This window comes from Exiguobacterium sp. s83 (assembly GCF_018617095.1).
GTDB lineage: Bacteria > Bacillota > Bacilli > Exiguobacteriales > Exiguobacteriaceae > Exiguobacterium > Exiguobacterium profundum.
This window is the reverse complement of record NZ_JACSJP010000001.1, coordinates 1500631-1525089: the sequence shown is the minus strand read 5'-3', so window position 1 is coordinate 1525089 and position 24459 is coordinate 1500631. Positions and strand designations below refer to the sequence as shown.

Genomic DNA, 24459 nt, shown 5'->3' with positions numbered 1-24459 from the left:
GAGGAACAGCAGATGCTCGCACCAACATTTTCATTACCGAACCAAAACGGAGAGATGGTTTCATTAAAGGACTATCTCGGTAAGAAAGTCGTCTTATACTTCTATCCTCGAGATTCGACACCTGGTTGCACGACCGAGGCATGCGATTTCCGCGATGCGTTGCCGAAGATGGAAGGCGCGGTCGTCCTTGGGGTATCGGCCGACAGTCAAAAGAAACATCAAAACTTTATCGCCAAGAATGACCTCCCATTTGATTTACTCGTGGACGAGGAACATGAAGTGTCCGAGCTTTACGGCGTCTGGCAGTTGAAGAAAAATTACGGGAAAGAATATTACGGCATCGTCCGTTCGACTTTCTTGATCAACGAGGACGGCTATATCGAACAAGAGTGGCGCAACGTCAAAGTGAAAGGTCACGTCGAAGAAGTCGTGGCTGCCATTCGTTCGTAAAACGAGAAACTGAAGGAAAGGTCATGAACGGTTTCAGACTGTAGACAACGCATGGGTCTACAGTCTTTTTTGTTCCCTTAAGAGTCTCGCCTGCCCGTAATTGGTCGTTGCTATCAAGCCGTTTCGAGCGTGCTTTATACAGTTGCAACCACTCCATTTCTGATTGAGATGTAGTCTATCGATTAACGGTTCGTATTGATCATGAAATCCGGGCTCATGCAGTTGAATATATATTACAATCATATTTCGAAATAAATTTTAAGATTCTTTTAGATACAAGGGTTCAGGGAAAATATTACAATAATATAACGTTTTGAAAACGCTTTCTTTAGGCGGTGTACCTTGACTCGCTTGTGAATGTTCTGAAAAATATAGGGAGAGCGCTCAAATCAAGAACGTAGGAGGAGAGCAACACGGTGAATCAAATTGAAAGTTGGCTGACGAGTTTATCCAATCTCGTCTGGGGGCCACATTTACTCATATTACTCGTCGGGACAGGGATTTTCCTGACCGTCCGTCTCGGATTTATCCAAGTGACGCGACTTGGGGTCGGTCTGAAAGAGGCATTTATACCAAAACCAGAACAACCGAAGAAAAAGCAACGTGGGGACATCTCGCATTTCCAAGCACTTATGACGGCATTGGCGGCCACGGTCGGTACCGGAAACATGGTCGGTGTCGCGACGGCGATTGTCCTCGGGGGACCGGGTGCCGTTGTTTGGATGTGGTTATCTGGTTTCGTCGGGATGGCGACGAAATATGCGGAGGCCATCCTGGCGGTCAAATATCGTGTCGTCGATGAACGCGGTGAGATTGCCGGGGGTCCGATGTACTACTTAGAACACGGCTTGAAGAAAAAATGGCTCGGCGTCTTGTTCGCCGTCTTTGCATCGGTCGCAGCCTTTGGGATTGGGAACGGGGTCCAAACGAACTCGATCAGTCTCGCCTTGAACAACTCGTTCAACGTCCCAATGGTTGTGACAGGGATCGTCATGATGGCGGTCACGGCATTCGTCATTTTAGGTGGTGTCAAATCAATCGGAAAAGTCGTCGGAATCTTCGTCCCGTTCATGATTTTTGCATATGTCGGAAGCGGGCTCGTGATTCTCATCATGAACCTCGAATTGGTACCAGGTGCCTTGTCGACGATGTTCTCGAGCACCTTCAGTGCCGAAGCCATCGGTGGGGGCGCGTTAGGTGCCGCGATTCGCTACGGGGTCGCGCGCGGTGTGTTCTCTAACGAGGCAGGACTTGGATCTGCACCGATTGCGGCTGCGGCAGCGAAGACCGATTTCCCGGGACGTCAAGCACTCGTCTCGATGACACAAGTGTTGATCGACACGCTCATCGTCTGTTCCATCACGGGACTCACGATCGTCATGGGCGGTCAATATACGGAAGGGCTTGAAGGGATTGCCTTGACGCAAGCCTCGTTCGCTTACTTCTTAGGGCCGATTGGTGAAATCATCGTGACGATCTCGCTCGTCTTCTTCGCCTATTCGACCGTCCTCGGCTGGTGTTATTACGGCGAACGTTCAGCGTACTATTTACTCGGTGAAAAAGTGATCGTCCCGTATCGTGTCCTCTATATTTTAGTCGCGGGGCTCGGTGCGATGACGACGAACTTGAATTTGATATGGTCGATTTCGGATGTGTTCAACGGTCTCATGGCCATCCCGAACTTGATTGGACTCTTGTTCCTCTCCGGTGTGGTCGTCGCGGAGACGAAACGATTCGAACTCGAACGGAAAAAAGAAGGGCAGTCCTCTGCCGCTTGATGAGAAAACCCGCCGGACAGCACGTGTCGGCGGGTTTTTGTCATACCTTGAATTGGCGAATCAGTGAATCGAGTTCTTCCATCTTTTGTTGCGACTGTTCCGTCGCATGGTTCAACTCGGCGAAACGTTCGACGGACATCGTCACTTTTTCAGCGATTTCTTGCGTACCGAGCGCTCCGTTGTTGACGGTCGTCGCAACGTCCTGGATGACACCAATCATGTTCGATGTCAATTGTTCGAGCTCCCCGGCAGCGGCGGCAAACTCGGTCGCAGTCGTTTCAAAGCGACCTGCGTCCTCGCTATATTGTCCGGCTGCCTCTTCAAGTTGGTCATAATCTTTCAAGACGTTCGTGTCGAGGAAGTGGAGCATCTGTCCTGAGCTTTCATTCAAATGATCGACCGAATGAAGGACGGTCGTCGAGATGACTTGAATTCGTTCGACGGTCGCCCGGCTCGTCTCGGCGAGTTTTCGAATCTCGTCGGCGACGACGGCGAATCCGCGTCCGGCCTCTCCGGCACGTGCCGCTTCGATCGAGGCATTGAGCGACAAGAGGTTCGTCTGTGCGGCGATGTCGAGGATGTCGTTCGTGAGCGTCGCGATTTCACGGACGGCTTTCGCATCTTGCATCGCTTTCTCCAAGTTCGTGCGTGTCGACTGAAGGACGCTGATGGCATTCTCTTTCGCCTCCACCGCATGTGACTTGAGGGAGAGGGCACGCTCATCGATTTGTCTCGCTTCGGTTTTCCGCTCATCGGCCATCGTCACGATATGATGAATCGTCCGCTCCATATCCGAGGCGGAAGCGTTCATCTCTTGAGCGCTCGCCGCCGTCTGTTGCATACCGGCGGTCAAATCCTCTGTCGTCGCAGCGGTCGTCGTCATGTACGTATCAAGTTCTTTCAACTCTTCGTACATATGGGTTGATTGTTTCGTCACGCCAGTCGTCACGTCGTTCACTTGAAGAATCAACTGACGTAAGTTGGCGATGAACTGGTTAAAGTCGCGTGCGAGTCCGGCGAACTCGTCGCGGCGCTTCACAGGGATTGACGTCGTCAAATCGCCTTCGCTCGTGGCGAGCTCACGCATCTTCGTCTTGAACTCTTTAAGTGGTTCAAAGATGGAGCGGAAGATGAAGAGCATCATGAGGATCGTCATGACAGCCGCGATCCCGAGGACGATGAATAGTGTGAGTTGTACTTGTTCAAACGACTTAGCCGCCGCCGCTGTGTCCGTCTGAATTTCTTCCCGGTTCAAGTTGACGAGTAGACCGAGAGAGTTCGAGAGCGTGTCAGCGCTTGCATCCGCTTTATCGCGAATATATGTTTCTGCGGCAGCACTTCCTTCTTCGTTAGAAATACGGATGAGTTCACTCATCACGCCTTGATAGTCAGTCCAATTCGAGCTTGCCTGATCGAAGAGCTGTTGATCTTCTTCCATGATAATCGTGGCTTCATAACCGTCCATCCGTTGTTCTAAGATGGCGACGGATGCTTGAATGTCTCGCTCGATATTTTGTTTCGTCACCGCGTCCTCGACGAGTGCGTGACGAATCAAATGACGGCGAATTTCAAGCAATTGCTTATCCACTTGATGGATTTGGTCAATTCCTGGTACCCAAGAGACGATCATGTCCTCCTGGGCTGCTTTTGATGCGTTCAAGGCATACCAAGAGTAACCGCTTACACCAAGAAGCAGCACAAACATGATGCTAAACGCAGTGATGAGTTTATTCCGAATCGACATACGATTCCTCCTTACGAAACTTTTCTATCTTTAGCATAATCAGAATCGCACATCAACCGTATAGCTGATTTCGAAAGCGGGTCAATATTCGAGATGGATTCCCCTAGTTTCTTAAAAAGGAGACATTTTCTCACAAGATAGATTTCCTTTTTTGTCTTATGAAAAAGTGGTATGATAATGAACGATGTATTGAAAACTGTTGGAGGTGGGAATTTTGGCTCGTATTACAGAAGCTGAAGTTCGGCACGTCGCCGGACTTGCCCGACTTGCGATCACAGATGAAGAAGTGACGCACTTCACGGAGCAATTGACAAAAATTCTCGAGTTCGCCGAGCAACTCGATGAGCTGGATACAACGGGTGTCGAACCAACGACCCATGCCCTAGATTTGAAAAACGTACTACGCAAAGACGAGGTCCGTCCATCGCTTCCACGTGAAGAAGTCGAACGGATGGCACCTGACTGGGAGAACGGTCAAGTCCGTGTCCCTGCGGTCTTTGAGTAAGGAGGCCTTTCATGAGTTTATTTGACCACGGTGTAGCGAAACTGCATACGTTATTAAAAGAAGGCGAAGTCACGGTCACGGACCTCGTCAAAGAATCGTTCGATCGCATCGAAGCGACGGATGATCAAATCGGTGCGTTTTTGACGCTCAATGAGGATGCGTTCGAGCAAGCGAAGCGCATGGATGAGCTTGCGAAAACATCAGACAATCCGCTCTTTGGGATGCCGATCGGTGTGAAAGACAACATCGTCACAAAAGGGATGCGGACGACATGTGCTTCGACATTCCTCGAGAACTTCGTCCCGGCACACGATGCGACGGTCGTCGAGCGTCTTCATGATGCCGGTGCCGTCACAATCGGAAAGTTGAACATGGACGAGTTCGCGATGGGTTCATCAAACGAGAATTCGGCGTTCAAACCGGTCCGCAACCCATGGGACCCGACTCGTGTACCAGGAGGTTCTTCAGGCGGTTCAGCGGCATCGGTCGCAGCTGGGCAAGTCCTCTTCAGCCTCGGTTCGGATACGGGTGGGTCAATTCGTCAACCAGCCGCATATTGTGGTGTCGTCGGGATGAAGCCGACATACGGTCTCGTCTCACGTTTCGGTCTCGTCGCCTTCGCGTCGTCACTCGACCAAATCGGCCCGCTCACGCGTACCGTTGAAGACAATGCTTACTTATTGAATACGATTGCGGGTCATTGCGACATGGACTCGACGTCGGCTGAAGTCGAAGTGCCGGACTATACGGCAGCGCTCAACCAGGATTTGACGGGCATGAAGTTCGCACTTCCGGAAGAGTTCATGGCAGAAGGTGTCGCACCTGGCGTCCGTGAACAGATTGAAAAAGCGATCGAGACGCTCAAGTCTCTCGGTGCGACAATCGAGACGGTTTCGATTCCGTCTGTGAAGTATGCCCTCTCGGCGTACTACTTGCTCGCGTCGTCAGAAGCTTCTTCGAACTTGGCTCGTTTCGACGGTATCCGTTATGGAAGTCGCGCCGAAGCGGACACGCTCGACGAAGTGTTCACATATTCGCGTGAACAAGGGTTCGGGGACGAGGTCAAACGCCGGATCATGCTCGGGACTTATGCCCTCAGCTCTGGTTACTATGATGCGTTCTACAAGAAAGCCCAACAAGTCCGTACCCTCATGAAGCAGGACTTCGCGAAAGTGTTCGAAGAGTATGATGCCATCGTTGGACCAACTGCTCCGACGACAGCGTTCAAACTCGGCGAACAGCTCGACGATCCGCTCACGATGTATGCGAACGATATCATGACGATTCCGGTCAACTTGGTCGGTATCCCGGCTATCTCGGTTCCGGCAGGTCTTTCAGAAGGACTTCCGGTCGGTCTTCAAATTATCGGGAACTACTTTGATGAATCAACACTTTACCGCGTGGCCCATGCTTTTGAACAAGCAAACGGCGGTTTCAAGATGCCACAGCTCTAAGGAGGACGTACGATGAACTTTGAAACGATCATCGGGATCGAGGTGCACGCCGAGCTGAGCACGAAGTCGAAGATTTGGTGTGGCTGCTCACGCACTTACGGTGCCGAAACGAATACACAGACGTGTCCGATTTGTCTCGGACACCCGGGCGTCTTGCCTAAATTGAACGAAGAAGCGGTCAACCTCGCCATCAAAGCGGCAATGGCACTCAACTGTGAGATTGCGACAGATACGAAGTTCGACCGCAAGAACTACTTCTACCCTGACACGCCGAAAGCGTATCAAATCTCGCAGTTTGATAAGCCGATCGGTTCAAACGGTCACGTCGACGTCGAAGTCGACGGAGAGATGAAACGATTCCGCATCGAGCGCGTGCATTTGGAAGAAGATGCTGGGAAGATGAACCATACGGACGAGAAGCACTCGGTCATCGACTTCAACCGGAGCGGTTCACCACTCATCGAGATTGTCAGTGAAGCAGACATGCGCTCACCGAAAGATGCGGTCGCGTATCTCGAGCGCTTAAAAGAAGTCCTCTCGTTTGCTGGCATCTCGGACGTCAAGATGGAGGAGGGGTCACTTCGCTGTGACTGTAACATCTCGGTCCGTCCATTCGGGCAAGAGAAGTTCGGTACGAAGACGGAGCTCAAGAACTTGAACTCGTTCTCAAACGTCTTGAAGGCACTCGACTATGAAGAGACGCGTCATCGCAAATTGCTTCTCTCAGGTGGCGTCATGCGTCAAGAGACGCTCCGTTACGACGAAGCGGCGAAAAAGACGATTCTCATGCGTGTCAAAGAAGGGGCATCGGACTACCGTTACTTCCCAGAACCGGACCTCGTCCGTCTTGAAATCGATGAGGCATGGAAAGAGCGCATCCGCGCGACGATTCCAGAGATGCCAGCAGCACGTCGTGAACGCTACATGAGCCAATACGGTCTCTCGGCATACGACGCAAAAGCCCTCACGTCGACGCGTGAGTTCTCGGACTTTTTCGAAGCGACGACAGCGGCCGGTGCGGAGCCGAAAGCGGCAGCGAACTGGCTCATGGGTGAAGTGCTCGGTCACTTGAACAAGTCGGATGAAACGATCGAGACGATGAAGTTGACACCGGAATCACTCGCTGAGCTCATCCGCTTGATTGCGGAAGGGACGATTTCATCGAAAATCGCGAAGCGTGTCTTCACGGCGATGATGGAAGAAGGTGCTGAGCCGAAAGCATATGTGGAAGCGAACGGACTCGCCCAAATCTCGGACGAGAACTTGCTCCGTGGCTACATCCTCGAATTGTTCGAGGCGCATCCGCAAATGATCGAAGACTTCAAGAACGGGAAAGACCGTGCGAAAGGCTTCATCATCGGCCAAATCATGAAACAGACGAAAGGGATGGCGAACCCGGCACTCCTCGATGGCTTGTTCCACGAAGAGATCGCGAAACGCTAAGCAGGCGGCGAGACACTTGTGTCTCGCTGTTCGCTCGAGTTGAGCATAGGGGAGAGAATCAATATGCAACGGAAACGTGCGCGGGTCATTTATAACCCGACATCTGGTAAAGAAGTGATCAAACGGGAACTCCCGTACATTTTGAACCGCCTCGAGGATGCGGGTTATGAGACGTCGACGTATGCGACGAAAGCGATTGGTGATGCCACGCTCGAAGCAAAACGGGCCTCAGCGGCCGAGTTCGACCTCATCATCGCCGCAGGTGGAGACGGGACATTGAACGAAGTCATCTCCGGGCTCGCACCGCTTGAGAATCGTCCGACAATCGGACTCATTCCGGTCGGGACGACGAACGATTTTGCCCGGGCGATGCGGATTCCACTGAGTGTCGTCGGCGCACTCGACGTCATCTGTGACGGGTTCGAGATGCAGGTCGACCTTGGGGAAATCAAAGGCGAAAAAGGTGACATCCATTATTTCATCAATATCGCCGGCGGTGGCATCATGACCGAGATTTCGTACGAGGTGCCATCGAAGTTGAAGACAGCGCTCGGACAGCTCGCCTATTACGTGAAAGGGATGGAGAAACTGCCTCTCATCAAACCGACGTATATCGAACTTGAGCACGATGAAGGAACGTTCCAAGGCGAGGTCATGGTCTTCCTCACATCGAACTCGAACTCGGTCGGTGGATTTGAAAAAATCTCACCACACGCGTCGTTGAATGACGGGTTGTTCGATCTGTTCATTTTGCGGAAATGTAACTTGTTCGAATTCATCCACGTCGTCCGCCTACTCCTGCGGGGTGAGCATTTATCCAGCTCACTCGTCGAGCACGTGAAGACGAGCCGCGTCCGGATGAAGACGACCGAGCCGATGAGTCTCAACATCGACGGCGAGTATGGCGGGGAGTGTACAGGTGAGATGCGGAACTTATTCCGTCACTTGACGGTGCTCGCGCCGAACGCCCGAATTCGCGAGATGGAAGATTTGAATGCACAATATGAACGCGAACAGATGATCAAGCAATTGTTCAATGTTTCGCTCGATAAAGCAGAGTGAAAAGATAGGAATGACGACATCTGTCATTCCTATTTGCAATGGAAGGAGCATTCGTATGCTACCAGTGAAAAAGAATGATCGTCTCGATGTCCACGTCCACGACCTGACCCACGAAGGGGCGGGTGTGGCACGTGTCGACGGCTATACGCTGTTCGTGCCGAACGCGTTACCGGGTGAGACGGTCGAAATCGTCGTGACGAAGACGAACAAGCAGTACGGGTTCGCCCGGTTGTTGAACGTGAAAGAAGCGAGCGCCGACCGCGTCGAGCCACCGTGCCCGATTTTTTATCAATGTGGTGGCTGTCAGCTGCAACACTTCAGTTATGAAGGACAACTTCGCCAGAAGCGAGAACGCGTCGTCGATGCGCTCAAGCGTCTCGGGCAGTTCGACGTGCCGGTCCATGACACGATCGGGATGCCTGAACCTTGGCGCTACCGCAACAAGGCACAAGTCCCGTTCAAACAAGAAGGAGACCGTCTCGTTTCAGGCTTCTATCGCCCTCGTTCCCATGACATCGTTGAGATGAGCGAATGTTTGATTCAAGATGAGCGCAATGATCAGGCGATCCAAGTCGTCCGTGATGTGTTGGATGCACGTGGCGTACCGGCGTATGACGAGAAGACAGGACGTGGGGTCATCCGTCACGTCATGGCCCGTTACGGGTACCATTCGGGTGAACTCATGATCGTCCTCATCACGAAGACGACGAAACTAAAAGGCGTGAATGAGATTGTCGCCGATATCGTCGAGCGTCTTCCAGACGTGACGTCGATCATGCAAAACGTCAACCCGGACAAGACGAACGTCATCCTCGGAGCGACGAACAAGTTGCTCTATGGTCATGAGACGATTGAGGATAAAATCGCAGGACTCACGTTCACGATTTCTCCGCACTCGTTCTTCCAAGTCAACCCGGTCCAAACGGAGAAGTTGTACGGGAAAGCGCTGGAGTACGCACAACTGTCAGGTACGGAACAAGTCGTCGATGCCTATTGCGGTATCGGGACGATCAGCCTTTTCCTCGCCCGGAAAGCGGCACACGTGTATGGTGTCGAAGTCGTTCCGGAAGCGATTGAGGATGCGAAACAGAATGCGCTCGTCAATGAGATCGATAATGTGACGTACGCATGTGGTGCAGCGGAAGATGTGCTTCCAGAGTGGAAGAAAGAGGGCGTAAACCCGGACGTCATCGTCGTCGACCCACCACGTAAAGGCTGTGCCGAATCGTTCCTTGAGACGATGGTCGAGATGGGACCGAAGCGAATCGTATACGTCTCGTGTAACGTCGCAACACAGGCGCGCGATATGCGTTACCTCGCCGACCGAGGTTATCGCTTGATGGAAGTGACACCGGTCGACATGTTCCCGCATACGGCGCATGTGGAGACGGTGGCGTGGATGTCTAGGGAATAAATACACTAGCTGTTCAAGCATTGATAGAGCAAGGTTTATAGGGTTTCACTTAAGTTTATTTTATGTTAATAAACAGGTGGGACCCTTTTTATTATTGGCTTTAGATGCCCTGAAAATCGGGGTTGAGTTGATAGAATAGATTTTGGATGGGGGAGTCGACAGAATAGATGTAGGGCATAACTGTGTTGTATTTAGACTAATCATATAGTTAGAAATCGCATTGAATATTATTAGTCTAAAAAAACATAAGTGCCAGGAGGTAAGGAGATGCCTGATCAACGTAGAGTGATATGCTTCCCAATAGGTAGACAGATGAAATAACCAATCTGTTTATTCTATTGGGGAGCATATCAAACACCAACAGGGAAAGAAAAATGGAGTAAACGAACCATTGATGTCATGTTTAGCAATGAAAAAATATATTGGTGTAGTGAGGCTATTGAATGCCGGGGAACATCAAGAGAATTATGTTTCTGAAAATAATCATCCAGCAATCATTTCAAAAGAGCAATTTGAAGCGGTGCAGATTGAAAAGAAGAATAGAAGCAATGTTGTGAAAACTGATGATGGTGTAAAAAGAAAGAGTAGGAAGTACAGTTCGAAGAGAAAGAAATAATAAGCTAAAAAAAATATTTGATAAAAATCTAAGCTTGTTCGACTTACTTTGACAGAAAAATAATGTAAAGGGGGGATGATAATTTGAAAAAAGAAATAAATTATTATCCAACTAGTGCACAAAATTTTACCATTGATGAATGGATTTGTATGTTACAAGAAAATAGTGGTTTTACTCCGGTGAACTGAACCCTGAATGAGCACTTTTTATCAAGTGTCTATCATTCAGGGTTCAGTTCATTTTCCGAGCGGTTTAGTTTGCTGTTTATAATGCTTTTCTAAAGCCTGCTGAATAAAGAATGTACAATATAATGAATTTTTGTGATTGTATGTTCGACAATATATAAGAGTTGTTCCGTAAAACAGTTGGTTTTGTTATGCTGTTCTTTTATAATTTTTCACTTTTGCAATAGAACTTGATTCGAATCAATTTTTATTTCATAGAAACATCCTATGCTAGAGTCATCAACAAGGAATACAAATGAAAATGAAATTGGAGGGAATCAACATGCAAAGATATATATTAAGTAAAAAGAATTCCATTACACTGATCAGTGCAATTTTGATTGCACTTGCATTCTTCGGACGATTTTCCTTAGACAACATGGCCATTTTCAATTGGTCGCTCATCATTGCATCTATTCTTGGTGTAGCACCAATTGCGATTCAAGCCTATCAGGCATTAAAAGTAAAAGTTGTCAGTATTGATGTTTTAGTTACCATTGCAGTTATTGGGGCAGTATTGATTCAAAATTATGAGGAATCAGCCATCGTTACTTTCTTATTCTTATTTGGTTCTTACTTGGAGCAACGTACCTTGAACAAAACACGTTCTGCCATTAAAGAATTAACAGAGCTGGCACCAGAAAGTGCTTTAAAGCAAATGGAAAACGGAGAATTTGAAGAAGTAGATGTCGATGATGTAGACGAAGGTGATATTTTATTAGTTAAAACGGGTGCAAAAGTTCCGGTAGATGGAACAGTGTTAATTGGTGAAGGTCACATTAATGAAGCAAGTATTACTGGAGAATCGCTACCTGTAAGTAAAAAGGTTGATTCTGAAGTATTTGCAGGATCTATCTTAGAAAATGGAACGATCCAAATTCGAGCTGATCGTGTTGGAGAAGATACAACATTTGGTAGAATTATCGAATTAGTGGAAGAGGCGCAGGATTCCAAATCAGAAGCAGAACGTTTCATTGACCGATTCTCAAAATACTATACACCAGCTGTGTTAGTCCTTGGTTTTATTGTTTGGTTTTTCTCAAAAGATATTGAACTAGCTATCACGATTCTTGTTTTAGGATGTCCAGGTGCATTAGTTATCGGGGTACCTGTATCCAACGTTGCCGGTATCGGAAACGGTGCACGTAATGGTGTCCTCCTAAAAGGTAGTGAAGTTATCAATGACTTTAGCAGAGTAGATACTATCGTTTTTGATAAAACAGGAACATTGACAGTAGGAAACCCTGAAGTTGCCGAAAAAGAATTTTACGGAAAAAATACTGAAGAGGTTCTAGGATATTTAGCAAGTGTGGAGCGTGAATCGGACCACCCACTAGCGAAAGCTGTCCTACAGGATATTGGCGAGACAACTTTCTCTACTGTTGAAGAAACCGAAGTCGTTAAAGGTGGCGGAATTGTAGCAAAAATAGGTGTTCATCGTATAGCCGTTGGTAACGTAGCTTTAATGGAAAAGGAAAATGTGAAATTAAGCGAAAAAGCTAAAAAAGACGTCGAACGCTTTGAGAAAAATGGGAATTCTCTTGTGTTAACTGCGGTCGACGGAGAATTAAACGTTCTGATGGGTATTCGGGATCAAATCCGTCCAGGTGTTAAAAAAGATCTTCAAAAACTGAAAAAACTAGGGGTCAAAAACCTTGTCGTTCTTTCTGGGGACAACCAAGGAACCGTAGATTTAGTTGCTAGAGAACTTGGGTTAACAGAAGCACATGGTCATATGCTACCGGAAGGAAAATCTGCTTATATCGAAAAAATGCAAGCAGAAGGCGGGATCATTGCCTTTGTCGGTGACGGAGTGAATGATAGTCCTTCACTAGCCTTAGCAGATATCGGAATCGCCATGGGAAGTGGAACAGATGTTGCAATTGAAACATCAGATGTTGTTTTAATGAATTCTGACTTTAGTCGTTTACCACACGCATTAGGCTTAACAAAATCAACTTCAAGAAACATGAAACAGAACATTACCATAGCAGTTGGTGTGGTATTAGTCTTACTTGCCAGCCTACTATTTAGTGAATGGATGAATATGTCAATCGGGATGTTGGTTCATGAAGCAAGTATCTTAGTAGTCATCTTGAATGGTATGAGATTGCTTCGATACCGTTTGAGAGAATAATTTTAATAGAAACCAGTCTTGATGAATGATAAAGGGGAAGTATTCAGGTAGGAAGAACAAAATACTCCCCTACTTTTTCTTAAAACTTGATTTGCATCAATTTCATTTCGTTGAACCTGAACTATACTTAAATTGTAAAAAAAAAGAAGAGGGAAAACAAAAAAATCAAAGATAAGATGAAAGGAGAAATAATTCATGCAAAAAGGAGTTATTCAATTAGAAACATTATCTTGTCCATCTTGTATGCAAAAGATTGAAAATGCGGTGAAAGGATTAAATGGGGTTAATCAAGATAGCTTAAAAGTATTATTTAATGCTAGTAAAGTAAAAGTAGATTTTGATTCAGAAACGATCACCATTAACGATATCGAAAAAGCCATTGAAGACTTAGGATATCCAGTCGTCAAATCAAAAGTAAAATCGGCCTAAGACCAAAAAATCACAAGAAAGAGGGAACGAATAATGTCTGAACAAACATTTTCTGAACAAACATTTAACGAAGTAATAACAAACCATTTTGAAAAACTTGATTTATACACCACTGCAATTACACGGGCCCATGGTAAGAATCACCCAGAAGCCTTTGAAGTACGTGAATTGTTTGAAACAATTAGTGGAAAAGTAAAAGACGCAGGTACGAACAAACCTGACTTAGATGCTGAATTTGCTCAATTACGAAAAATCACAGACAACTACACCATTCCTGGAGATGTATGTGAAACGTATGCAGGCACATTCGAGATGTTATCAGAAGTAGATAAAGCATATCAGGCTTTAAGGAACTCAAAAACAAAAGAATAGATTGGTTTACGGTCGTTAAAAAATGAAGGGGGAAATGATTTATGCAAAAAGCAACGATTCAATTAGAAACCTTATCTTGCCCATCTTGTCTCCAAAAGATTGAAAATGCGGTGAAAGGAATAAACGGTGTGAATCAAGATAGCTTGAAAGTAATGTTCAATGCAAGTAAAGTAAAAGTAGATTTTGATTCAGAAGCAGTCGCTATTAACGATATCGAAAAGGCAATTGAAGACTTAGGATATTCTGTTGTCAAATCAAAGGTAAAACCTGCTTAATCGAGTGAATAGAAAGGAATCCTAGGATGCCCTCTTAGGCTTTTTATAAAAGGGAGAGGTTATTTTGGAACAAAACCAATGTTGTCATCACCAACATGGACATGCAGAATGTATTCGCATTGTTCCCATTTTCAACCATTTGGAAGACTCACAAATGGATTTGATTGCGGAATCTGCCAAGATACTTCATCTTAAAAAAGGGGAAATGTTATTCCGTGCAGATGAGGAAGATGATACCTTATATATTATCAATTCAGGTAAGGCTCGGATTTACCGCTTAACGGATTCTGGAAAAGAACAACTTGTTCGCATTTTAAATCCTGGTGATTTTACAGGTGAAGTCGCCGTTTTCCAACCTGGAAGTATTCATGAGAATTATGCGGAAGCACTACAAAATACATCCATTTGTTTAATTAAACGAGGTGATTTACAGAAGTATTTGGTGGAATATCCGCAGATCTCATTAAAAATACTGTCAGAAGTAACGATGCGTTTAAAGGATTCTGAAAAACAAACCACACAAGTAGCGATTGAAAATGTAGAAACCCGCATCATATCCTTTTTAGCTGAGAATGTTGAAAAGGGAAGTGGCGATAGTCCAACGATTATCTTACCAATGTCCAAAAAGGATTTAGCCTCGTATCTTGGTACCACACCAGAAACAATCAGCCGTAAATTTACTACTCTAGAAGAACTTGGATTGATTAAACAGTTACCGAAAAAGAAAATTAAAATAATGGATTTAGATCAATTGTTACTTCATACTGAATAAATATAAGCAGAGTAGCGTGCCATCATCTAACGTGTTAAGTTTAATAGTACAAAACATAAAATAACAAACCTTTTAGCAATCCAATTAGCATATAAAATGGATTGCTAATTTTTGTTGATTTAACAATGTTTATCTACAAAAAGTGAACTGAACCCTGAATAAGCACTTTTTATCAAGTATCTATCATTCAGGGTTCAGTTCATTGACTCAATCGGGGGCTTTTTTGCAAACAGCCGAAAGGGGAGTCGGAGATGAGGAAAATCATTGTACTTGAACATCTGTCATTGGACGGTGTGATTCAAGCACCGGGTGGGAAGGAAGAAGATTTGAGTGAGGATTTCATGCATGGGGGATGGACGGAGCCGTTTTCGAGTCAAGAGCTTGGCATTTGGATTCGGACGCAAATGCATAGTGAGTTTGATTTGTTGCTCGGGCGAAAGACTTATGACCAATGGGCGAGTTATTGGCCGAACCATGATGATGTCTGGCGGGAAGCCACTCGGGCGATGAAGTATGTGGTCACGCGGCAATCACAGGATTCACGATGGGAATCAACGACGTTTCTGACAGAACCGGTCGAAGCGTTAAAACGAATCAAACAAGAAGAGGGATCCGATTTACACGTCTGGGGAAGCAGCGAACTTGTGCATACGCTACTCGCGAACGATCTCATCGATGAAGTTCGACTGATCGTGTATCCCATCATCATCGGTTCAGGCAAACGACTTTTTCCGGACGGCAACATCTTGCCACTACAACTCGACGTAATCGAGCAACAGCTGATGCCGAACGGGGTCCATGTCGTTCGGTATGGGCGCTTTCAATCGGAAGGGAAGAAGAGATGAAAATCGAGCAACACCTCGAGATGACCGTTTCAGAATCGATGGATAAGGAACTGACCGAGCTACTGCAACACGCGTTTCCTTCAATTTATCCGAATCGTCGCGTATGAAGACGAACGGATCATTGGACAAGTCGGGTTAGACTTTCGTGTGATGAATATGAACGGAGAACCGATTCACGTGCTCGGCATCATCGATCTGTGTGTCCGGGAAGAAGTTCGGGGACGTGGGGTCGGACGGGCCCTGATGCAAGAAATCATTGCCCTCGGAAAAGAATACTCAATCGACTTTCTTCTGTTATTCGCAGACCAACCAGACCTTTACGAACGCATCGGGTTTCACACGGTATCCAACACATGCACGTGGCTTCAAATCAATGATGAGAACCAGACGACACGCGGGATTGGTGAGACATCATTTGACGAACTGATGGTACGAGCGGTCGGGGATAAGCGATGGATGGAAGGAAAGCTCGATTTATTAGGATACTTATACTAAATCGGAACATCTTCATGTTGATTAGGTGATTGAGAACGAAAAATATAACAGTAATCTTTAGGAGGGATTGAATGAAGCAATATACGTTTCGAACTCGTAACGTCCCGCTTTCCCTGCATGATGCGGTCATCACAGAAGCGACTGTGACGGGTTCGACAATCCGTCTCGTCTTTATGGATGGGATCCGTGACTTGTTCAAAAGGGAAGCGGTATGGACGGGTCGTGCCACCGTGACCATCTCGAACGTGGACCGGGATGCTTCGTCGCTCGTCCGTTTTGGTGAATCGTCTTATTCGGTGTGTCCGATTGAACAATTGGGTCAGTTCGTTCAAATGGGGCGCTTCGAGATCGTCGATGAATTATACGGGTATCGGCAACTGTTGTTCCGCTGCATGTGGTTGACGGATACGACATGTGAGACGGTGGAGTTGAATCTTTCCCATGCAAGCGAGCTCGTCATTCGATGGGAAGACGAGTCGGTCGAAGCGATGTATGAATCTGAATCATTTTGAGGAAAGTGTGAGACCGACGTGATCGGCGACCGCTCGCGCAACATCTGACTTCGAGCGATGGTCGGTCATAATTTTTTCTGCACGGATGTCAGATTCGAATGCGGACTGGCAGCGGTCGATCTGCGCTTTGCCCCAAGAGTTGAACCATTCGAAGCGTTTATTCAGTCGCTTCACGAGCGTCTGTCGATTCGCTTCAAGGATGAGGTGACGTACGTCGATCCCGTCCCGCTGAAGTCGACCGATGATTTCATCTACATACTTTGCGTCCACCAGTGTCATCGGAACGAGGATGACCCCATCGAAGGACGTGGCAATCTTCGACAGCATTCGATAGTTGAACTCCCTCCATTCCGGATGGTGCTGAAAATCGGACTGTTGAAGACTTTTCGGCAATTGGTCCCGAATGAAAAAGCCAGCCTGCTCCGGGTCATAGAGAAACGCGTTCGGCAATTGTTTCTCAAGTATCTTGGCACAGGTTGTCTTGCCCGAACCGAATGCACCGTTAATCCACAAAATCATTGTCATCATCCTTTCGTGTTTCTATTCTCTACGACTACAATGGAGTCCTACAAAAAACACCCCATAGTAGCGGAATTCGAATTCCATCTACTATGGGGTGTTGTCATGCTGTCTTAGGATTAGGGGATTCTGTTTCTCGTAACGCATCGACTCGTTTGTATTCTTCAGTATCGGTCCACATCTCGTCTTTCAACGGATTGAGACGTCGTTTCATAATACGTGAAACCTGCATGACGGCGAGCACGACGTTGAGGGCGAGACTGATGAGGGCGAGCGTCCAGTTCGCTGCCGGATTATAAGAGACGCTCACATTGAACGTACTGCCGACCGCAAAGAAGTAAGGGAAGGTCATAACCCACATCATCCAAATTGAGAGCGTTTGGGCACGGTTCTGCATCCATGTTCCTTTCGCCCAAAGGAGAGCAGGGATGGTCGCGGCAATGTTTAACGCAAATCCGGAATAAAATGCGTTACCTGGTGCACACGAATAGACGTAGGAGATGTTCCAAATCCCATATGCGATGATCCACAATTTCGTCTGGTCCGGCCAAATCATATCGACTCGCTTACCGGACGTCGCAAAGATGCCGAACCAGCCACAAATGGTGAGGATGTTCAAAATTCCGGCGAAGGCGTTCACGTAGTTCCACCCACCGGAGATGTAATTCATACCGTCGACGACTCCATCAAATCCCATGAAGCCGACTTGAAACTCCCGTATAACGGCCTCCATGATATTGATGGCAAGAATGGCCGGGACGAGTACTAAATACCAAGGATGTTTCTTATGGTAGTTCGTGAAGCGGATGACCATGTAGATGAGCGCGCCGGCGAGTGCCGAATACACCTTCACCCAATGGAACCACGACGTGATTTCCGAATCGACGACAAACAACCAGATTGGAGTCAGTGCGATCGGTAACGCCATGAACATAAGTTGGCTCGCCCGTTTACCAGAACGGACGAACTCGTTAAACCCCATCAGCAGTCCAAGGACGACGAACCACATGACGACGTTATACCAAGGCATTGATTCGAAGAAAAACATAACATGACACTCCTTTCGAAAATGAGATAAACAGAAATAAATGCAATGGCTAAACATACCGAACGTTCGTTATGTTTATGTGAAAATTGTAACAAACTATTGTAAGCGCTGTCAATAAGAGGTGGGAGCTCACATGGAAGTGTCGAAAGTTCGCCACATCATTATGGTATAATGAGCGTTGAAAACAGAGGAGGGTGCGAGATGATGATGAACGAAGGAAAGTTGAAAATCTTACAAGCTGCGCGTGAAATCATCGTCGAACAGGGCATCAAAGGCACGACGCTCCGAGGGATTGCGGAGCGGGCCGGATTCAGTACGGGTGCGATTTATCATTACTACACGTCCAAAGAGGCGATTCTATATGACGTGATGGACGAGGGGCTCGGTGAGGTAAAACGCATTGAGACCGTCTCCCATGACGATCGAAAGGAAGCGACGGTGATCATCCAGGAAATCTATGAAGGTATGCAGGAGCGCCTTCAAAAAGATGCGGAGAGCCGACTTCAATTTTATCTCGCCCACGAAGCGATGATTGGCAATGAGGAGATCGAACAAAAGTTCAGAGAGAAATATCAAGACTGGATCACACGGATTGAGACGATCTTTGTACGGGCTTACGGAGTCGAGCAAGGGCCGATGACTCAGGCGGTCGCCACATGGACGATGGCCGGGATTGACGGGATGGTGCTCCAGACGCTACTTCGCACGGGAACGATTGAACCGGAATACACGAATCGTGTGCTTCATTACTTATTGACCGAAGGATTCCCGCACTTTTTTCAACTCATTCGCTCGAAAGAAACGGATCATGAGTAATGTCAGTTGATACAATCCGACGGACATAATAGAATAGATGAGTGATTTTGTTGGACTGTATGGATGAAAGGAACTGATTTTACGATGAAAGAAAACTTTTGGCGCGACCTTCCGCGTCCGTTCTTTATACTTGCCCCGATGGAAGATGTGACCGATGTCGTCTTCCGTCATGTCGTCGCCCACGCGGGACGCCCGGACGTCTTCTTCACAGAATTCGCGAACTCGGACAGCTATTGCCATCCGGAAGGAAAAGGAAGCCTCCGTGGTCGTTTGACGTTCACTGAGGATGAGCAGCCGATGGTCGCCCACATCTGGGGAGACAATCCGGAATATTTCCGTCAAATGAGTATCGGGATGGCCGAGATGGGCTATAAAGGACTCGATATCAATATGGGTTGCCCGGTCCCGAACGTGGCGAAACGTGGGAAGGGGAGCGGTCTTATTCTCCGTCCGGAAGTTGCGGCTGAGCTCATTCAAGCAGCAAAAGCCGGTGGTCTCCCGGTCAGCGTCAAGACACGACTTGGCTATTCGAAGCTCGATGAGTGGCGTGACTGGTTGACGCATCTCTTGAAACAAGACATCGCCAACTTGTCGATTCACTTGCGCACGCGCAACGAGATGAGTAAAGTCGACGCGCACTGGGAAATGATCCCAGACATCGTAAAGTTGCGGGACGAGATTGCGCCGGATACGCTCATCACCATCAACGGGGACATCCTCGACCGTCAAATGGGACTCGAGCTCGTTGAAAAATACGGGGTCGATGGTGTCATGATCGGTCGCGGGATTTTCAAGAACCCGTTCGCGTTCGAGAAAGAACCACGCGAGCATTCGATGGAAGAACATCTTGATCTATTGCGTCTGCAACTGGACCTTCAGGATAAATTCCAGGAAGACGTGCCGCGTTCGATTTCGAACTTGCACCGTTTCTTCAAGATTTATGTCAAAGGATTCCGTGGGGCGAGCGAGCTCCGTCATAACTTGATGGAAACGAAATCGACGGATGAGGTACGAGCGTTGCTCGATGCCTTTGTCGAGAAATATCATGAAGAAGAGGCAGCACTCGCTGAGGCGGTCTCGACAGTCGAATAGTTTTTGAAGGGGGTCAGTGAATACTGAGTCCCTTTTTTATATGAAAAATAGTAGATGACGATGAAACGTTTCATATGGTCGATTCGTATGTAATGAGTGGAAAGAAGAGGAGGGGTGAAGATGAGCGAATGGTGCGAATCAGCAGTCGGGCTTGGACTTGTATTTGGCACGGTTAGCGGAATCGTCATCTCTTTATTAGTTGATTTTCCGTTTATGTACGGTATTGTCATCGGTTCAATCATCGGATATGTGATTGGTCTTTTCATATCCATTCGTGCAATCAAACGATAGCGACCCATTACAGAATTTTCGAGCGGGAAAGCCCACTCCTTTAGGGGTGGGATAAAAGCTCGGCAGGATGCGGAGTGTCAGTAAAGAGTCCGAAGGTTTTGGCGCTTTAAGTATCTGGAAATCTTCTTGTTGCAGTTTGTTGGTTAAACTGACACGATATGAATATGGAAACCAACTATAGAAGAACTCATATTACTGTTTCTCTAATCAATTATCACTTCGTCTTCTGTCCTCGATACAGAAGAAAGATATTCCTTCGTAACGATGTAGAAACACGTTTCAAAGGTTTGATGTCCGAAATATGCGAAGAACTGAATATCAACATTATAGCCTTGGAATGCGAGAAAGATCATACGCATATGTTCCTTAACGCCCCTCCAACACTGAGTCCTGCTGACATCATGGCAAAAATAAAGAGAGTAACATCTAAAAAGTTAAGAGAGGAATTTCCTCATCTTCAACATTTGCCGAGTCTCTGGACACGATCCTATTTCGTCTCCACCGCTGGAAATGTATCGAGCGAAACGATTAAACGTTATGTTGAACAACAAAAAACAAGGGGGTGACACCGTGTCCCAGACGTTGACGGTCAATATCAAGCTTCATCCTACCAAAGAACAGGAATCGATTCTAAAAGATATGATGGCGACATACATCGAGACGACCAACCGACTTGTCTCGGACATGGTGAAAGCCGAGGTGACGCTCAAGTTGACGAGCAAGAATGTCTCCTCGCCCTTGCCTAGTGCCGTCAAGAACCAGGTCATCAAAGATGCCCAGAGTGTCTTCCGGAAAGTGAAGAATTCGAAATACAAGGTCGTCCCTGTCCTGAAGAAACCTTATTGCACATGGAACAACCAGAACTATTCGTTCGATTTTGAGTCCGTTTTTCTTCCAATCATGGTAGACGGGAAGGTCAAAAGGACAGAGATCCGTGCCGAGATGGTCGATCGAGACAATCGTAACTTCTCCCTTCTGAATAACAAGCTGGGTACGCTTCGTATCACGAAGAAGTCAAATAAATGGATGGCTCAAATCGCTGTCACAATCCCCACGACGGAGAAGACCGGTACGAAGGTTCTTGGTGTCGACCTCGGTCTCAAAGTCCCGGCGGTCGCATCGACCGATTGCGACAAGGTGAGGTTCTTTGGGAACGGTCGTGAAAACAAGTGCATGAAACGCAAGTTCCGGGCGAGACGGAAAGAGCTCGGTCAAAAGAAGAAGCTGAACGCGATCAAGGAACTGGACAACAAGGAGCAGCGTTGGATGAAAGACAAGGATCACAAAGTGAGCCGTGAGATCGTCGACTTCGCAAAAGAGAACAATATTTCTGTCATTCGCCTAGAGAAGCTGGCGAATATCCGGCAGACGGCAAGAACAAGCCGTAAAAACAATAAGAATCTGCATACATGGTCGTTCTATCGCTTGGCATTATTTATCGAGTACAAGGCGAAACTAGAAGGGATCAAGGTTGAATATGTCAATCCTGCACACACATCTCAAACATGCCCTTCTTGCGGGAGTCGGAATAAAGCGAAAGACCGTACCTATTCGTGTTCTTGCGGATTTAATAAACATCGAGATGTAGTCGGTGCGATGAATATCCGAACCGCACCTGTGGTTGATGGTAAAAGTCAATCAGCCTGAGAATCTATATGATCTGTCTCAGGAGGGGTGATGGCACACCCTCATCTGAAGGCTTGAGCAAAACAGAAATGGACTGCGCTCGCACAAGCACTTCAGAATCCCACGGTTTTAATCGTGGGAGTGTCAATAAAACAAGAGGGGGCTTTTACATGAGTGAATTCCAATTTATTGTGAGCGATCACCCACTAAAAGAAGTCGAAAATCCATATGTCGAGTTCTTATCTATCAACGAGGCCATCCAAAAAGGATTCGAGTTGCCTGACATTCTGACAGACGTTGAGGACCTCGACCGTGATGAAAAGATTTTGATGAACGTCGAGTCGGAAGAGCAGCTTGACGAGATTGAGATTAAACATAGTCTCTATTATGCTGTGGAGAACGTCGAGGCGTATTCTTCAAAACTGCACGTAGTAGAGTTGCGTTGGCGTTATTCCGATGCGAGAGCCGAACAGCTCGTCGAGTATATAACCGACCATTTGAAGACGGCGGAGGAAGTCGAGATTTGGAAAGTGTGGGTCGATGAACAGACCGAGCCGAAAGTTCAATCCATCAAGCTCGACGAGTTGACGATAGATGCATTACGATTCTTAGGCGAAGTCGGATTCGTACGACCGGAGTGCCTTCGAGTGACAACATCCTAATCCGCATGCAAATAACGTATTATCCTCCCTGACGAGATTTCTCGTTAGGGATTTTTGATTTCTCGCCTCACTTGAATAAAGACTGCTATATTATGGGGAGAAGAGTCAGGAGGGAATACCATGCATATTCTAATCGTAGAAGACGACCGGACGATCGCCTCCGGTCTCCAATATTCACTCGAACAAGAACAATTTAGAACAACGTTATGCCAAAACGTGGCTGACGCGACGCTTATGATTGAACAACAGTTACATACAATTGATTTATGCCTCTTTGATTTGTCACTGCCAGATGGGAGTGGATATGACTTATGTCGGCTCGTGAAGCAACAACAAGACATCCCTGTCATCTTTCTGACGGCATTCGATGATGAAGTGAATGTGGTGATGGGACTCGATATGGGAGCGGACGACTACATCACGAAACCGTTCCGTGTCCGAGAACTCGTTTCACGAATTCACTCGGTACTTCGTCGATACAATAAAAACGTACGCTCGCCTCTGTTGACGATTGGTCCAGTTGAAATCAATACGCAAGATGCAAAAGTAAAAAAGAATGGGGACGAAATTTTGTTGACAGCGCTCGAGTATCGTTTGTTGCTCATCTTTGGGAGGCATAAAGGGCAAGTGTTGTCACGGACCCAGCTACTTGATCAGATTTGGGATGTGGGTGGGGAATTCGTGAACGATAATACGTTGACCGTTTATATTAAGCGACTCCGCGAGAAACTAGAGGATGATCCACAACAACCGATGCTTATTACGACGGTGCGTGGAATCGGATACAAGGTGGGGCGTTAATATGTTGCGAAACCAAGAAATAAGAATATACTTGTTCACTTGTCTATTTTTCATTGGAATAGCTGTAGGTATTGCCTTCTTATTCATGTCCATAGAGGCGGCCGTTCTGGTCGTCCTATTAGCAATCATACTTTTCGGCGTTACGTATCGTTTCACGGCATGGCGTTATCGAGAAATCGAGCAGCTCTCGGGATATCTTCAAGAAATCAGTAATGGCAACTATACATTGGATGTCCGTGATAATCGCGAAGGGGAGCTCAGTTTGTTAAAGAGCCAACTCTACAAAGTGACGAAAATGCTATCTGAACAAGGAGCGCATCTTGAAGAAGATAAACAGAAGTTAACGGATGCGATCTCCGATATCTCCCATCAATTGAAGACACCGCTCACCTCGATGACCGTCATGGCGGATCTCCTCAGTGACCCTCGTCTATCCGAGGAAAAGCGTCAAGAATTCACCCATAACATACAAGTACAACTTGAACGAATGGAGTGGCTCTTGTCTTCTCTTCTCAAACTATCAAAAATTGATGCCGGGACAATACATTTCAAGCGCGAATTGGTATCCGTCCCTGCGCTCATTGAAGCCGTAGCGGAACCGATGCTCGTACCGATTGATATTAAAATGCAACGACTTCACGTTCAAGGCGAAAAAGATGTTACATTCGAGGGTGATTTGAAGTGGACGACAGAGGCACTCATCAACATCTTAAAAAATTGCGTGGAGCATACGCCGGAACAGGGCGATGTATTCATCGAGTTCAGTGAAAATACGCTGTATACAGAAATTGTGATTCGTGACACGGGGATTGGCGTCGCAAAACAAGACCTCCCGTACATTTTCCAACGGTTTTATAAAGGTGTGAATGCGAGCGAAGAAAGTGTCGGGATTGGGCTTGCCATGGCACACAGTATCATTATGAGCCAGGAAGGTGAGTTGACTGTTCGAAGCGAACCTGGGGTCGGAACGGATTTTCATATTCGCTTCTATAAAGCAGTTGTCTGACCGCTAAGTGACGAAATCGTCACTTTCGAGTCACAGACGAGTCACACTCACTCGGTACACTCGAAGTAGAT

27 protein-coding genes are annotated in these 24459 nt (G+C 46.9%); 24 read left to right on the top strand and 3 right to left on the bottom strand.

The features are described from left to right. Window positions 1–12 precede the first annotated feature (12 nt). Both bcp and KNO73_RS07905 read left to right on the top strand, forming a co-directional pair. On the top strand, window positions 13–450 hold the full coding sequence (bcp, locus tag KNO73_RS07910) for a thioredoxin-dependent thiol peroxidase (protein ID WP_074036111.1): 438 nt from the start codon (window positions 13–15) through the stop codon (window positions 448–450). A gap of 416 nt (window positions 451–866) precedes the next feature. After that, window positions 867–2228 carry an alanine/glycine:cation symporter family protein gene (locus KNO73_RS07905; protein WP_031422696.1) on the top strand — a complete coding sequence of 454 codons (1362 nt, stop codon included), beginning with the start codon at window positions 867–869 and terminating at the stop codon, window positions 2226–2228. Window positions 2229–2268: 40 nt separating this feature from the next. Here the strand turns inward: KNO73_RS07905 and KNO73_RS07900 are convergent, their stop codons facing one another. Then, the gene (locus tag KNO73_RS07900) at window positions 2269–3972 is read right to left on the bottom strand and encodes a methyl-accepting chemotaxis protein (RefSeq protein ID WP_078147404.1); all 1704 of its coding nucleotides are present in this window, start codon (window positions 3970–3972) and stop codon (window positions 2269–2271) included. 214 nt (window positions 3973–4186) lie between these two features. On the opposite strand from KNO73_RS07900, the gene gatC reads away from it, so the two are divergent. From gatC to KNO73_RS07830, 14 genes are all read left to right on the top strand, one after another. After that, on the top strand, window positions 4187–4477 hold the full coding sequence (gatC, locus tag KNO73_RS07895) for an Asp-tRNA(Asn)/Glu-tRNA(Gln) amidotransferase subunit GatC (protein ID WP_012727041.1): 291 nt from the start codon (window positions 4187–4189) through the stop codon (window positions 4475–4477). Window positions 4478–4488: 11 nt separating this feature from the next. Beyond that, window positions 4489–5931 carry an Asp-tRNA(Asn)/Glu-tRNA(Gln) amidotransferase subunit GatA gene (gene gatA, locus KNO73_RS07890; protein ID WP_215112291.1) on the top strand — a complete coding sequence of 481 codons (1443 nt, stop codon included), beginning with the start codon at window positions 4489–4491 and terminating at the stop codon, window positions 5929–5931. A gap of 12 nt (window positions 5932–5943) precedes the next feature. Continuing rightward, entirely contained in the window at window positions 5944–7374 is a 1431-nt protein-coding gene (gatB, locus tag KNO73_RS07885; RefSeq protein WP_215112290.1) for an Asp-tRNA(Asn)/Glu-tRNA(Gln) amidotransferase subunit GatB, read from the top strand. 63 nt (window positions 7375–7437) lie between these two features. Beyond that, window positions 7438–8436 carry a diacylglycerol kinase gene (locus tag KNO73_RS07880; protein ID WP_215112289.1) on the top strand — a complete coding sequence of 333 codons (999 nt, stop codon included), beginning with the start codon at window positions 7438–7440 and terminating at the stop codon, window positions 8434–8436. Window positions 8437–8491: 55 nt separating this feature from the next. After that, window positions 8492–9850 carry a 23S rRNA (uracil(1939)-C(5))-methyltransferase RlmD gene (gene rlmD, locus KNO73_RS07875; protein ID WP_215112288.1) on the top strand — a complete coding sequence of 453 codons (1359 nt, stop codon included), beginning with the start codon at window positions 8492–8494 and terminating at the stop codon, window positions 9848–9850. Between the two features lie 409 nt (window positions 9851–10259). Next, entirely contained in the window at window positions 10260–10466 is a 207-nt protein-coding gene (locus tag KNO73_RS07870; protein ID WP_215112287.1) for a recombinase family protein, read from the top strand. A gap of 507 nt (window positions 10467–10973) precedes the next feature. Continuing rightward, window positions 10974–12827 (top strand): heavy metal translocating P-type ATPase, encoded by a 1854-nt coding sequence (locus KNO73_RS07865; protein WP_078147400.1) that lies wholly within the window; start codon window positions 10974–10976, stop codon window positions 12825–12827. 195 nt (window positions 12828–13022) lie between these two features. After that, window positions 13023–13256, top strand: coding sequence for a heavy-metal-associated domain-containing protein (locus KNO73_RS07860; protein ID WP_054788693.1), 234 nt, complete (start codon window positions 13023–13025; stop codon window positions 13254–13256). A gap of 33 nt (window positions 13257–13289) precedes the next feature. Beyond that, window positions 13290–13628 carry an iron-sulfur cluster repair di-iron protein, ric gene (locus tag KNO73_RS07855; protein WP_214687296.1) on the top strand — a complete coding sequence of 113 codons (339 nt, stop codon included), beginning with the start codon at window positions 13290–13292 and terminating at the stop codon, window positions 13626–13628. Between the two features lie 41 nt (window positions 13629–13669). Beyond that, window positions 13670–13903 (top strand): heavy-metal-associated domain-containing protein, encoded by a 234-nt coding sequence (locus tag KNO73_RS07850; protein WP_074033862.1) that lies wholly within the window; start codon window positions 13670–13672, stop codon window positions 13901–13903. Between the two features lie 64 nt (window positions 13904–13967). Continuing rightward, window positions 13968–14675, top strand: coding sequence for a Crp/Fnr family transcriptional regulator (locus KNO73_RS07845; protein ID WP_251024873.1), 708 nt, complete (start codon window positions 13968–13970; stop codon window positions 14673–14675). A 251-nt stretch (window positions 14676–14926) separates the two neighbouring features. Continuing rightward, entirely contained in the window at window positions 14927–15520 is a 594-nt protein-coding gene (locus KNO73_RS07840; RefSeq protein WP_215112286.1) for a dihydrofolate reductase family protein, read from the top strand. A 150-nt stretch (window positions 15521–15670) separates the two neighbouring features. Further along, on the top strand, window positions 15671–16015 hold the full coding sequence (locus KNO73_RS07835; RefSeq protein WP_251024872.1) for a GNAT family N-acetyltransferase: 345 nt from the start codon (window positions 15671–15673) through the stop codon (window positions 16013–16015). Window positions 16016–16086: 71 nt separating this feature from the next. Then, entirely contained in the window at window positions 16087–16527 is a 441-nt protein-coding gene (locus KNO73_RS07830) for a hypothetical protein (RefSeq protein WP_215112285.1), read from the top strand. Here KNO73_RS07830 and KNO73_RS07825 read toward each other — a convergent pair. Together KNO73_RS07825 and KNO73_RS07820 are read right to left on the bottom strand one after the other, a co-directional pair. After that, window positions 16519–17046, bottom strand: a complete 528-nt coding sequence (locus tag KNO73_RS07825; RefSeq protein ID WP_215112284.1) for an AAA family ATPase — start codon at window positions 17044–17046, stop codon at window positions 16519–16521. The genes KNO73_RS07830 and KNO73_RS07825 overlap by 9 nt on opposite strands. 103 nt (window positions 17047–17149) lie before the next feature. After that, a complete protein-coding gene (locus KNO73_RS07820) occupies window positions 17150–18076 on the bottom strand; it encodes a DUF5692 family protein (RefSeq protein WP_251024871.1) in 927 nt (308 codons plus the stop codon). Between the two features lie 219 nt (window positions 18077–18295). On the opposite strand from KNO73_RS07820, the gene KNO73_RS07815 reads away from it, so the two are divergent. From KNO73_RS07815 to KNO73_RS07780, 8 genes are all read left to right on the top strand, one after another. Then, entirely contained in the window at window positions 18296–18910 is a 615-nt protein-coding gene (locus KNO73_RS07815; RefSeq protein ID WP_214687292.1) for a TetR/AcrR family transcriptional regulator, read from the top strand. Window positions 18911–18994: 84 nt separating this feature from the next. Next, window positions 18995–20002: a tRNA dihydrouridine synthase gene (locus KNO73_RS07810; RefSeq protein ID WP_435528646.1), complete on the top strand. Its 1008-nt coding sequence runs from the start codon at window positions 18995–18997 to the stop codon at window positions 20000–20002. A 120-nt stretch (window positions 20003–20122) separates the two neighbouring features. Further along, window positions 20123–20293 (top strand): hypothetical protein, encoded by a 171-nt coding sequence (locus tag KNO73_RS07805; RefSeq protein WP_214687290.1) that lies wholly within the window; start codon window positions 20123–20125, stop codon window positions 20291–20293. A gap of 164 nt (window positions 20294–20457) precedes the next feature. Beyond that, window positions 20458–20859: an IS200/IS605 family transposase gene (gene tnpA, locus KNO73_RS07800; RefSeq protein ID WP_078147392.1), complete on the top strand. Its 402-nt coding sequence runs from the start codon at window positions 20458–20460 to the stop codon at window positions 20857–20859. A 4-nt stretch (window positions 20860–20863) separates the two neighbouring features. Continuing rightward, window positions 20864–21940, top strand: a complete 1077-nt coding sequence (locus tag KNO73_RS07795; protein WP_078147391.1) for an RNA-guided endonuclease InsQ/TnpB family protein — start codon at window positions 20864–20866, stop codon at window positions 21938–21940. Between the two features lie 149 nt (window positions 21941–22089). Beyond that, a complete protein-coding gene (locus KNO73_RS07790) occupies window positions 22090–22581 on the top strand; it encodes a hypothetical protein (RefSeq protein WP_215112283.1) in 492 nt (163 codons plus the stop codon). Between the two features lie 120 nt (window positions 22582–22701). Further along, a complete protein-coding gene (locus tag KNO73_RS07785; protein ID WP_214730383.1) occupies window positions 22702–23382 on the top strand; it encodes a response regulator transcription factor in 681 nt (226 codons plus the stop codon). A gap of 1 nt (window position 23383) precedes the next feature. Continuing rightward, window positions 23384–24388: a sensor histidine kinase gene (locus KNO73_RS07780; protein WP_214730384.1), complete on the top strand. Its 1005-nt coding sequence runs from the start codon at window positions 23384–23386 to the stop codon at window positions 24386–24388. Window positions 24389–24459 lie beyond the last annotated feature (71 nt).